This window comes from Paramixta manurensis, assembly GCF_013285385.1.
Lineage (GTDB): Bacteria > Pseudomonadota > Gammaproteobacteria > Enterobacterales > Enterobacteriaceae > Paramixta > Paramixta manurensis.
This window is the reverse complement of record NZ_CP054212.1, coordinates 4,403,959-4,416,330: the sequence shown is the minus strand read 5'-3', so window position 1 is coordinate 4,416,330 and position 12,372 is coordinate 4,403,959. Positions and strand designations below refer to the sequence as shown.

At 52.3% G+C, this 12,372-nt stretch carries 9 protein-coding genes and 1 pseudogene; 4 read left to right on the top strand and 6 right to left on the bottom strand.

The genetic code is table 11. The annotated features are described in order from the left end of the window. Positions 1 to 2: 2 nt before the first annotated feature. Genes spoT through gmk form a run of 3 tightly spaced genes read right to left on the bottom strand, consistent with a single transcriptional unit; the run spans position 3 to position 3,096 of the window. On the bottom strand, positions 3 to 2,120 hold the full coding sequence (gene spoT, locus PMPD1_RS21215) for a bifunctional GTP diphosphokinase/guanosine-3',5'-bis pyrophosphate 3'-pyrophosphohydrolase (protein WP_173635905.1): 2,118 nt from the start codon (positions 2,118 to 2,120) through the stop codon (positions 3 to 5). Positions 2,121 to 2,142: 22 nt separating this feature from the next. After that, entirely contained in the window at positions 2,143 to 2,418 is a 276-nt protein-coding gene (gene rpoZ, locus PMPD1_RS21210; RefSeq protein ID WP_016191359.1) for a DNA-directed RNA polymerase subunit omega, read from the bottom strand. 54 nt (positions 2,419 to 2,472) lie between these two features. Beyond that, on the bottom strand, positions 2,473 to 3,096 hold the full coding sequence (gene gmk / locus PMPD1_RS21205; RefSeq protein ID WP_173635904.1) for a guanylate kinase: 624 nt from the start codon (positions 3,094 to 3,096) through the stop codon (positions 2,473 to 2,475). 251 nt (positions 3,097 to 3,347) lie between these two features. Here gmk and ligB point away from each other — a divergent pair. After that, a pseudogene (ligB, locus tag PMPD1_RS21200) lies at positions 3,348 to 5,141 on the top strand (NAD-dependent DNA ligase LigB). On the opposite strand, the gene PMPD1_RS21195 reads toward ligB, so the two are convergent. Continuing rightward, on the bottom strand, positions 5,055 to 5,672 hold the full coding sequence (locus PMPD1_RS21195; RefSeq protein ID WP_173635903.1) for a trimeric intracellular cation channel family protein: 618 nt from the start codon (positions 5,670 to 5,672) through the stop codon (positions 5,055 to 5,057). The pseudogene ligB and the gene PMPD1_RS21195 sit on opposite strands and share 87 nt — an antisense overlap. A gap of 344 nt (positions 5,673 to 6,016) precedes the next feature. Between PMPD1_RS21195 and PMPD1_RS21190 the strand changes: the two genes are divergently transcribed. Beyond that, complete coding sequence (locus tag PMPD1_RS21190) at positions 6,017 to 7,492, top strand: NAD-dependent succinate-semialdehyde dehydrogenase (protein ID WP_173635902.1); 1,476 nt, start codon at positions 6,017 to 6,019, stop codon at positions 7,490 to 7,492. Between the two features lie 53 nt (positions 7,493 to 7,545). Here the strand turns inward: PMPD1_RS21190 and PMPD1_RS21185 are convergent, their stop codons facing one another. After that, on the bottom strand, positions 7,546 to 8,937 hold the full coding sequence (locus PMPD1_RS21185) for a GntP family permease (protein WP_173635901.1): 1,392 nt from the start codon (positions 8,935 to 8,937) through the stop codon (positions 7,546 to 7,548). Positions 8,938 to 9,021: 84 nt separating this feature from the next. After that, entirely contained in the window at positions 9,022 to 10,329 is a 1,308-nt protein-coding gene (gene hisD / locus PMPD1_RS21180) for a histidinol dehydrogenase (protein WP_173635900.1), read from the bottom strand. A gap of 214 nt (positions 10,330 to 10,543) precedes the next feature. Here hisD and PMPD1_RS21175 point away from each other — a divergent pair, with 214 nt between their 5' ends. Next, positions 10,544 to 11,578, top strand: a complete 1,035-nt coding sequence (locus tag PMPD1_RS21175; protein ID WP_173635899.1) for a LacI family DNA-binding transcriptional regulator — start codon at positions 10,544 to 10,546, stop codon at positions 11,576 to 11,578. 353 nt (positions 11,579 to 11,931) lie between these two features. Further along, a complete protein-coding gene (locus tag PMPD1_RS21170; protein WP_173635898.1) occupies positions 11,932 to 12,369 on the top strand; it encodes a DUF2231 domain-containing protein in 438 nt (145 codons plus the stop codon). Positions 12,370 to 12,372 lie beyond the last annotated feature (3 nt).

Here is a 12,372-nt window from a genome sequence, read left to right as displayed (position 1 = left end):
CATTAATTTCGGTTACGGTGAACTTTAATCACGTCCGGCATGACGCGAATTTTTCGCATAATATTCGCTAAGTGCACGCGATCGTGCGCGGTTAAACGGATAAATGCACTGTAAACGCGGCCATCTTTCTCTTCGGTGTTTAGGCTCTGAATGTTCGAACCTGCGGTGTTGATTGCCGCAGTTAGATTCGCCAGTGCGCCTTGGTGATTAAACATATCCACCTTAATTTCGGCGACGAACTCCTGATCGATTACTTTATCCCACTCCACCGCCATGAATTTCTCTGGCTCTTTTTGGTAGCCACGGATGTTTCGGCAGGATTCATGATGTACCACCAGCCCTTTACCCGGACTCACATGCGCAACAATCGGGTCGCCCGGAATAGGACGGCAGCATTTAGCGAAAGTAATCAGTACGCCATCAGCGCCTTTAATCGGCAATTTACTCCGCGAACCGGCGGCTGGCGGTTGTGACGCGGCAGCGGTTTCGTTGTGTACCAGATTTTTCGCCACCACCACGCTCATCGCATTGCCGAGGCCAATTTCTGCCAGCAAATCGTCCAGCGTGGCAAGCTTCATCCGCTCAAGCTCATGCTGAATATTTTCTGGTGGAATTTCTGCCAGCTTGCGGCTGCCGCCTAAAGCATGATTTAGCAAACGGCGGCCAAGACTCACCGAATCATCACGCTTCAGGTTTTTCAGCAACTGACGAATTTTGGCGCGTGCTTTGGAACTGACGACAAAGTTTAGCCAGGCAGCGTTAGGACGCGCGCCCGGCGCGGTAATAATCTCCACCGTCTGGCCGCTATTCAGCGGTTGTGACAGCGGGTAAGGCTGACGGTCAACGCGCGCGCCAACGCAGGCGTGACCAATATCGGTATGCACCGCGTAGGCAAAATCAACCGGCGTAGCGCCTGCCGGAAGTTCGACAATTCGTCCTTCCGGGGTGAAAACGTAAATCTCATCCGGGAACAGATCGGATTTTACGCTCTCAATAAATTCAAACGAGCTCCCTGCGCTTTGCTGTAACTCCAGCAGGCTTTGCAGCCAGCGCTGCGCGCGGATTTGCGCGGTGGTGCTGCTTTCGCCCTGTTCTTTATACGCCCAGTGCGCAGCAACCCCCATCTCCGCCATTTGATCCATATCTTCAGTACGAATCTGTACCTCAACCGGCACGCCGTGCGGGCCGATCATGGAGGTATGCAGTGACTGATAGCCGTTGGCTTTTGGAATGGCGATATAATCTTTTACCCGGCCCGGACGCGGTTTATATAGGCTGTGCATCTGGCCTAACACCCGGTAACAGGTATCCACATCACGCACGATGACGCGGAAAGCGTAGATGTCCATAATTGAGTGAAAGCGCTGCTCTTTCAGGTGCATTTTGCAGTAGATCGAGTACAAATGCTTTTCACGCCCGCTAACGCGGCAGGGGATACCGGCTTCTTGTAGGCGACCGTCAATCTCCGAGAGGATCTTTTGAATCATCTCTTTGCGGTTGCCACGAGCGGCTTTAACCACTTCTTTAATTACGCGGTAGCGATTGGGATATAGCGCCTCAAAACCCAGTTCTTCCAGCTCGGTTTTCAGATGATGAATACCAAGACGGTGGGCCAGCGGGCTATAAATCTCCAACGTTTCCAGCGCGATGCGGCGACGTTTATCCGGGCGCAGAGAGCCCAGCGTGCGCATATTATGGGTACGGTCGGCCAGCTTAATGAGAATGACGCGGATATCTTGCACCATCGCCATAATCATTTTGCGGAAGTTCTCGGCCTGCGCCTCTTTCTTATCGCGAAACTTCAGTTTATCAAGCTTCGAGACGCCCTCAACCAGTTCGGCAACACTTTTGCCGAACAGTTGTTCCATATCCTGATAAGTGGCGGGTGTGTCTTCAATGACATCATGCAGCAGCGCGGCCATGAGCGTTTCATAGTCGAGCTTCATTTCCGCCAAAATACAGGCAACGGCGACGGGGTGAGTAATGTAGGGCTCCCCGCTTGAGCGTGTCTGTCCCTCGTGAGCATCACGTGCGACAAGATAAGCTTGCTTGAGGCGTTTAACCTGATCCTCAGGCAAGTATTTTTCAATCAGTTGATTGAGGCTTTCAAACAGATACAAGGGCGAGCCTTCCGGCAGCTAATTAACGACGACCTTCAGCGATAGCGGTGACTGCCTGTAATTCAGCGGCTTCCTGCTCTTGCTGCTCTTGACGATCACGAACATCCAGAATCTGGTTAGTGATCAAACCCTCTTCGATTTCGCGAAGTGCGATCACGGTCGATTTATCGTTTTCTTCCGGAACCAGCGGGTCTTTACCGCCAACCTGCATCTGACGTGCGCGACGTGCGGCGACCAGAACCAAGTCAAAACGGTTACCAATTTTCTCTACTGCGTCCTGAACGGTTACGCGTGCCATAAGTGTGATACTCCACAGGTGAAGAAATGACTCGGCATCATACTGAAAGTGACTTCAGTCTGCCAACAGTTTGCTGATTAAAGCATCATGCCGGGCTTTTTGACGGCTCATACGCAGTCGCTCGGCGCGAATAATGGTTTTCAAATCCGACAAAGCCAGATCGAAATCATCATTCACAATTAAATAATCGTACTCCGCATAATGGCTCATTTCCGCAACGGCCTGCGCCATACGTTTCGCGATAACGATTTCGCTATCTTGCCCACGCCCGCGTAGGCGGCGGTCTAACTCTTCCTTCGAGGGCGGCAAGACAAAAATACTCCGCGCATGCGGCATTTTATGGCGGATTTGCTGTGCGCCCTGCCAGTCAATATCCAAAAACACGTCCACCCCAGTAGAAAGCACCTGCTCGATCGCCTCGCGTGAGGTGCCGTAGTGGTTACCAAACACCTCCGCATGTTCAAGAAACGCGTCTTCCTGAATCATCGAAGCAAACTCCGTTTTTGAAACGAAGTAATAATGTTCGCCGTGTTTCTCGCCGGGGCGCATATCGCGCGTGGTGTGAGAAATCGAAACCTGTGTGTCATACAGCGGCTGCGTTTTTAACAGCGCCTGAATCAGACTGGACTTACCCGCGCCGCTGGGGGCGGAAACAATATAAAGTGTGCCTTGAGCCATGATTGTTCTTGAAGTGATTTAAAGTGCGGAGTCTGTTTCCTGCACAGTATACACGGCTTGGGCTCGCCATGCAGCGTTTGCGCTTTCATACCGTGTTTTTTCTTCTTTTTACGCGTTATCTCATGACCTTTAGCCGGTTTTACCGCCTTGCAAAGAGAGTTTGCGAGAGGGTTTCCTGTTTTAGCCATTCACACTCGCGTCGATGCGGTAAAAACGCTTTACTGCCGGAACATTCTGAAGAGGGCGGCATGATGGCAGGGAAATGCTGGATGATGGTTTTTCTTTTGATCGCAACATTACCGGCGTACGCCATGTGTCCGGTATGGTCTCCCGCTCAGGCAAAGGAGGAGATTGCGCGGCTACAGCAGCAGTTACGTCAGTGGGATGAAAGCTATTATCGTGATGGGCAGAGCCTAATTGATGACACTTTATATGATGGTTTGTTAAGCCGTTTGCAGCAGTGGCAACGCTGTTTTCAACCGGCGTTACCGCCCTGGCGAGCGCACCTGCCGGATAACGGGAAAATTGCGCATCCGGTCGCGCATACTGGGGTAAGGAAGCTGCCGGATAAACGCGCGGTGCGCGCCTGGATGCGGGATAAAAACGCTCTCTGGCTACAGCCAAAGGTTGATGGTGTTGCGGTTACGCTGGTTTATCGGCAGGGGTTGCTGGTTAGCATGATCAGTCGTGGCAACGGGGTGCATGGCGAAAACTGGTTAGATAAGGCCAGGAAAATTAAGGCGATTCCGCAACGTATTCCGGCATCGTCAGAAGAAATCGTGCTTCAGGGCGAACTGTTCCTGTTGATGTCCGGTCATCAACAGGCTGTGCAGGGGGGCCTTAATGCCCGCGCACAGGTGGCCGGCGTGTTGATGCGTAAGGCGGATTCACCGTTGCTGGAGAAAATCGGGGTTTTCATTTGGGCGTGGCCAGATGGGCCGCTGACGATGCCGGAGCGTTTAGCGGCATTGAAAGCATTAGGGTTTGGTTTAACTGCCGCATGGACACGGTCTGTTCATTCGGTGGAGGAGGTGGCTGAATGGCGTGAACGTTGGTTCCGGCAGCCGCTGCCTTTTGTTACCGATGGCGTGGTGCTGCATCAGGGAACGCGCTCAGCAGGGAAACGCTGGATTGCCGGACAGAATGATCAACTGGCGGCGTGGAAATATCGGCCGCCGGCAGTTACCGCCGAAGTGCAATCCGTTGATTTTCCGGTTGGGCGTAGCGGGAGGATCAGCGCTGTGCTGAATTTGGCGCCGATACGGCTGGATGATAAAACGGTACGCCGGGTAAGCCTCGGGTCATTAGCGCGTTGGCAGGCGCTGGATATCGTGCCGGGCGACCAGGTTGCGATCAGTCTCGCCGGGCAGGGTATTCCTCGCTTTGAACAGGTAATCTGGCGTGTGGCCGAACGTCGCTACCCCAGTGTGCCGGATGTTGAGCAATATCATTCCCTCAGTTGTTTCCAACAGACGGCGTCATGCCGCACGCAGTTTCTATCGCGTTTAGGTTGGCTGAGTCACAAGGAGGCGCTGGATATGCCGGGCGTACAGCAAAGCACCTGGCAGCGCTTAATGCAGTTGGAGCAGTTTACCCATCTGTTTTCATGGCTGGGTTTAACCACAGAACAGTTAAACAGGTTGACCGGGATTGGGGAGGAACGGGCGCAGCGGCTGATACATCATTTTAACCTTAGCCGCCAGCAACCCTTTCGGCGTTGGGTGAAGGCGTTAGGTGTGCCGATACCAAAAGTTGCGTTGCAAGCGTTGCCGGATGATGACTGGTCAACGCTATTAGCCAGGGATGTTACGCAGTGGCGGCAGCTACCGGGTATTGGTCAAAGACTGGCTGAGCGCATTGTCGCTTGGTTGAGCAATGCGCAAGTGCGAGAACTGATTCAGTTTTTACAGCACCACCTTACACCGTCATAGCGCCTTCTATTTTCCGGTTTAGGGGCATTAATGTTCCGGATGCGGATAGTTGAAAATGGGCAGGCCCAACTTAAAACGCAGCGCCAGCAGACGAGAAAGGAAGCCAAACAATAACGTAATAATGATGACAAATTCGTGCGACAGCGGGGTTTTCAGCAACAGGATATAGATCCACCCGGCGGCGAAAGCGATACCGGCATACAACTCCTTCTGAAACACCAGCGGGATTCGGTTGCAAAACATATCGCGTAACACGCCGCCAAACACCCCGGTAATCACGGCGCTGATAGCGGCGATAATCGGCGCATGGCCCATATCCAGCGCGACTTGTGTGCCAATAATTGAAAACACCACCAGCCCCAGCGCATCCAGCACCAGAAAGACCTTACGCAAATGTGTCATCAGCGGGGCGAGCCAGGTAGTAATCACCGCCGCAGCGGCGACGATCATGATGTACTCAGGATGTTTAACCCATCCTAAAGGGTAGTGGCCCAGTAACATGTCCCGTACCGAACCACCGCCAATCGCTGTGACGGAGGCGATAATAATCACGCCAAACATATCCATTTTGCGGCGTCCGGCGGCTAATGCGCCGGTCATGGCTTCCGCGGTGATACCAAGAATGTAGAGAACGGTAAGTAACATAGCCAGCTCCTGAAATTTCGCGGCAAGCCTAAGCGCTTCTCACAGTGTAGACGACTGAAATTTTCTAAGGAATGCCCTCTGTGTTTAGTTTTTTTCATGCGAAATCGCCATGTCACGCCGCTATGAATAGATAAAAAAGCCTGTGTGGGGCGAGGTAAGATAAAAAAAATTGCAGGCGAAGTGCCCTAAGTCGGCCTGGCTTGATGATTAATGGTCAGACGTTCGGACCGGAACATTAGCGGCGGGTGCACTACGCTTAACAGATTCGCAAGAGGCACTGTCACCTCTTTGCCACTGGCGGCCGTGTGGCGCGTCAGATTGTAGAGCTTGAAGGAGCAGACACGATGGACAAGCAATTTATTGAGACGCTTCGCGACCCGGCGCTGTTTCGCGAAGCAAACTACATTGATGGAAAATGGATCGAAGCGGCTGAAGGGAAAACCATTGCGGTGGAAAATCCCGCAACTGGCGCAGTACTTGGTCATGTTCCTTCACTGGGAAAAGATGACACCGCCCGGGCGATCGCGGCGGCGAAAGCAGCTCAACCTGCATGGCGGGCATTAACGGCAAAGGAACGGGCCAACAAACTGCGTCGGTTGTTTGAACTGATGATGGAAAATCAGGAGGATTTGGCACGTATTATGTCCGCCGAACAGGGAAAACCGTTGGCAGAAAGCCGTGGGGAAATTGCCTATGCTGCCTCGTTTATTGAATGGTTTGCTGAAGAGGGAAAAAGGGTTTACGGCGATACCATCCCCGCCCCGCTTGGTGGGCAACGGATTATTGTTCAGAAAGAGCCGATTGGCGTGTTTGCCGCTATCACACCGTGGAATTTCCCGGCAGCGATGATCACGCGTAAAGCGGGTCCCGGTTGGGCTGCAGGCTGCACCGGCGTTATTCGTCCGGCAAGCCAAACGCCGTTTTCCGCCATTGCGCTGGCGGTATTGGCTGAGCGAGCGGGTCTTCCGGCTGGCGTCTGCAACGTAATTACCGGATCAAGTCGCGAAATTGGCCAGGAGTTGACCGAAAACCCGGATGTTCGCAAGCTTTCGTTTACCGGCAGTACCGAGGTTGGAGCGAAGTTGCTGGCACAGTGCGCGCCAACGATTAAGAAAACCAGCATGGAGCTGGGCGGCAATGCGCCCTTTATTGTGTTTGAAGATGCCGATCTGGATGAGGCGGTTAAAGGGGCGGTGGCTTCCAAGTTCCGTAATGCCGGGCAGACGTGTGTTTGTACCAACCGCTTTTTGGTTCATGAGCATGTTTATGACGCCTTCGCCAGTAAATTAAAAGCGGCGGTTGAGGAGCTTAAAGTGGGAGATGGCTTCAGCGAAGGGGTGACGATTGGGCCGCTTATCAACGCAGAGGCGGTGGATAAGGTTAAGGCACATATCGACGATGCCCAACAGCAGGGAGCCAGTATTCTGACCGGGGGGAAAGCCGCACCGCAAGGCGGAAACTTCTTCTTGCCCACCATTTTGACTGATGTGCCGGAAAAAGCGCGTATTTTCCATGAAGAAACCTTCGGCCCGGTTGCGCCACTGATTCGTTTTACCAGCGAGAAAGAAGCAATTCGTATGGCGAACAATACACCATTCGGCTTGGCTGCCTATTTCTATAGTCGTGATATTGGTCGCGTGATGCGGGTAGCTGATGCTTTGGAATACGGCATTGTCGGCATCAACGAAGGGTTAATTTCAACCGAGGTGGCGCCCTTTGGCGGCGTGAAAGCTTCCGGTATGGGACGTGAAGGCTCGAAGTACGGTATTGAAGATTACCTTGAGGTGAAATACCTCTGCCTTGGCGGCATTGAGAAGTAACTCACCGCGGGTTTTTCCATGCTGTTGGCGGCCCTTATACGGGCCGCCAACTTTTACACCAGGCCGGTGGTGTAATAGATACCAATAATCAAAAACACGGCCAGTACCTTAAATAACGTCATGCACAGAATATCTTTATAAGCCTGGCGGTGCGTCAAACCCGTTACCGCCAGCAGCGTAATAATTGCGCCATTATGGGGTAAGGTATCCATACCGCCTGCCGCCATTGAGGAAACCCGGTGCAGCAGCTCCATGGGGATATGGGCCTGTTTAGCCGCATCAATAAACTGATCTTTCATTGCCGCGAGGGCGATGCTCATACCGCCGGAAGAAGAACCGGTGATACCCGCCAAAATATTGATGCTAATTGCTTGGTTTAGCAATGGATTAGGGATGGCCTTTAACGCCTCGGTGACCGTAATAAAGCCCGGTAATGCAGCGATAACGGTACCGAACCCATATTCAGAGGCGGTATTCATGGTTGCTAACAAGGCACCGCTAACCGCAGTACGGCTCCCTTCGGCGAGTCGGCTTTTGACGGTTTTGTAACTGAAGATAAGAACAGTGGCAATACCGATGAGTAGCGCCGCTTCAATTGACCAAACCGATACAAGCGGCGCCACCTCGGTCGAAATCGGTTGCTTTAAGCCCGGTAATGAAAGGGTATACACGTCGGGATACCAGTGCGGTAACGCGTAGGTAAAAAGCAGGTTCATTACCCCAACTATGACCAGCGGTAACAGTGCGATAAGGGGGTGCGGTAATACCTGGTCGTCCGGTGTTTCTGGCTCATTACGTAAGTTATCACCATAACCCTCCCCACGCCGATGCGCCCGGCGACGTTGGTGTTCGAGATACAGCATACCGCCACCAAAAATAAACAGTGATCCTATCAGCCCGAGCCAGGGGGCAGCCCAGGCATTGGTACCAAACCAGGTAGTCGGGATAATGTTTTGAATTTGCGGCGAACCAGGCATGGCATCCATGGTGAAGGTAAACGCGCCCAGGGCGATGGTGGCGGGCATTAAACGTTTGGGGATTTGGCTTTGCCGAAACATTTCGGCGGCAAACGGATAAACTGCGAACACCACAACAAACAGCGAGACTCCGCCATAGGTTAATAAGGCACACACCAGCACAATCACCAGCATTGCCTGACGGCTACCCATGGCCCGAATAATGGTTTGCACAATGGCGCGGGAAAAACCGGAAAGCTCAACCAACTTGCCAAAGACTGCGCCGAGCAAAAATACCGGGAAATAGGTTTTAATAAACCCGGCCATGCCTTGCATATAGATATTGCTGAATACCGGTGCGACGGCATCAGGCGCGGTCAGAAGGACAGCGCCGAGACAAGCTAGTGGCGCAAAGATGATGACGCTGTATCCACGATAAGCCGCCAGCATCAAAACGACCAATGCTAATAAAGCGATAACAACACTCATTAAACTTCCTTTCTGAAGTACAGCAGATTTTTTCGCGGAGAAAGGGAGGGGGAAAATAGGGGACGGTTGCCCGTCCCGGACGGATTACTCGACGACGCCAGCGTAAGGAACGTCTTGGTGACCGTAGCGGCGTACACGAATATTCGCTTGCTCGCCATGGCCGGTAAAACCTTCCAGCGCACAAAGACGTGAGCAGTACTCACCGACTAACGCCGAGGCCTCATCGGTGAGGACTTTTTGATAGGTGCAGGTTTTCAGGAACTTACCGACCCATAAACCGCCAGTATAGCGCGCCGCCTTTTTGGTTGGCAGCGTGTGGTTAGTCCCTATCGCTTTATCGCCGTAGGCGACATTGGTTCGTGGGCCGAGGAATAGCGCGCCGAAGTTACGCATATTATCGAGGAAATAATCCGGATTGTGCGTCATCACCTGCACATGCTCAAAAGCCAGCTCATTGGCGATATCCAGCATTTCCGCTTCATCTTCCGCAACGATAACTTCGCCGAATTTATCCCACGACTGACGCGCAATCGCCGCCGTTGGCAGAATAGTGAGCAGGCGCTCAATCTCTTTTAGCGTGTCTTTCGCCAGCTTTTCCGAGGTGGTTAACAGCACCGCCGGGGAATCGGGGCCATGTTCCGCCTGGCCTAACAGGTCGGTGGCACATAATTCACCGTCAACGCTTTCGTCGGCGATCACTAATGTTTCGGTAGGGCCGGCGAATAAATCAATACCGACGCGGCCAAATAACTGCCTTTTTGCTTCGGCGACAAACGCGTTGCCGGGGCCAACCAACATATCCACCGGACGGATGGAGTCGGTACCAATCGCCATAGCGCCCACCGCCTGAATACCGCCGAGGCAATAAATTTCATCAGCACCCGCCATATGTTGTGCAGCGACAATGGCCGGAGCCGGTTTGCCCTGGAAAGGAGGCGCGCAAGTAATAATGCGTTCTACGCCAGCCACTTTAGCGGTAATCACCGACATATGCGCCGATGCCAGCAGAGGATATTTTCCGCCTGGTACATAGCAGCCCGCCGCACTCACCGGAATATTTTTATGGCCGAGGATCACACCCGGCAGTGTTTCAACTTCAATATCCTGTAGAGCATTGCGTTGATGCTGGGCAAAGCGACGTACCTGCTCTTGTGCGAACTCAATATCTTTAATATCACGGCGGCTAAGTTGCGCCAGACAATCATTAATCTCTTTGGGCGTAAGTTGATAACTGGCGCGATCCAGTTTATCAAAGCGGATGGATAGCTCACGGATTGCTTCATCGCCTTTCTGCTCAATAAAGGCCAGCGTTTTTTCCACAGACTCGCGTACTTCCTGTGCCATACTTTTGACGGTTTCTGCATTTGCGCCGCGTTTTAACCAAGTTGCCATCGTATTCTCTCTCGCTTGTTTGCATTCGAATGCAATCGAGGTTATTCAAGGTAGGTCACCTCTTTCAAGCGGCTAAGTATGTCTAATTGTAACCATGTTGATGCGGATCACATTTTTATTTCACTTATTTTTAACATAAGCCTGGGGGCGGCAGGGGAAAGTCGGCTGTGATACAGTGCTGGCTGCGTATGGGCGGAAAATCTCAGGTTGAGGCATGGAAAAAGGAAAAAAAACAACGCGCCGAATGGTAACGGCCTATGATGTTGCCCGTGTAGCGGGGGTCTCGCAGTCGGCGGTTTCTCGTACTTTTACGCCGGGCGCCAGCGTGTCGAAGGCGACACGACAAAAGGTGATGGACGCCGCGGCTTCACTCGGTTATCGCCCCAATTTCCTTGCCCGATCGTTGATTAGCCAACGTTCAAATTTGATTGGTGTCGTGGTGCCCGGTATGGCCAATCCATTTTATGCTCAGGTACTGGAACAGTTGGCTGCGGCGTTTGAAGCGCAGGGATACCGGGTTCTCTTATTCTCAACCGCCAGTAATGAAGATTCCGATCCGGTGTTGGAGGAGATGCTGCATTATCAACTGGCGGCGGTGATTTTGTTATCCGCCAGTCTCTCTTCGCGCTTTGCCGACGAGTGCCGACAAATTGGCATGCCAGTGTTGTTGGTTAATCGTAAAAGCCATAGTGATGCGGTCTCCAGTGTCACCACTGATAACCGCGTTGGTGGGGCAAAAATCGCCGAGTTCTTGATTGCGGGCGGACACCAGCGGTTCGCCTTTTTGGCCGGACGTGAAAGTTCTTCTACCAGCGCCGAGCGTGAACAGAGTTTTCGCAATGCGCTACTCCAGCACGATATTACCGCCATTCAACGTGAAGTAGGCGGCTATGACTTTGAGGCCGCCGCTGCGGCAACTCGCCGCTTGTTGGCTGGCGCTGAACGCCCGGACGCGCTGTTCTGTGCCAACGATTTGATGGCGTTGGCGGCGCTGAATGTCAGCCGTTATGAATTTGATTTACAGCCTGGCCGCGATATTTCTATTGTTGGATTTGATAGTTTGCCAATCAGCGCGTGGCCGGTTTTCGATCTGACGACCTATGTCCAACCGGTCGCCGAAATGGTCATGCAAGCGGTGGCGATCATTAACGCACAATTACTGGATAGCGAAGCGCCAGCAATTCAGTGCGAGATAGAAGGCCAGTTGATTGTTCGCGGCAGCGCACGGCAACCACCGGGATGGAAATAGGCTAACCACCTGTCATACTTAACGTTGCTTGTACGCTGGCTTTGCCCACGCTCGCCAGTCACTTACCGCGATACGCTTGCGGGATCCCCTGCGTTGCCGCCTTCCTGAATCGCGAATTATTTTATTTCCGGCTCGCGCAGAATAAGTGTCTGCGTGATATTTGATATAAAATATCTTTTCTTTCCTGCTGATTTCTCTGTCTTTTTTCTTAAGCTGCGCTAAAGAATGCGGTGTTTTTAACATAATTTCAGGCGCGAAACTATTAGCTTGACTAATCTTATCTCGGTTAGGTCATACGGTGTCCCATTGCTGCAAGACCGGTCATCATCTTTTTTTGATAAAGGAATCTCTTCATGACGCCTACTGGTACTGCTCGTCGTCATTCCGGTTTGGCCCTGGCTCTATATGGGTTGTTAAACCCCATTCCACCGGGATTTTTCATTGCTGCCTGGATTTTCGACATTATCTACGTCTACAGCTACAACTCCCTCTGGACGTTAGCTGCAACCTGGTTAATCACTTTTGGTCTGATTATTTCTATCATTCCTCGCCTGATCAATTTGGTGCACGTATGGGTGGGGGCTAATCTCTCCCAAACTTCAGCGCCCAGAGTGGATTTTTGGCTTAATGTATTGGTGATTATTTTGTCGATTTTCAACGCCTTTATTCATAGCCGGGATGCTTATGCCGTGGTGCCGCAAGGGGTGATTATTTCCACTCTGGTGGTGTTACTGCTGTGTGTGACCAACATCCAGCTAGCGCTGCGCGTTCGCCAAACTTATGAGGGATAATTG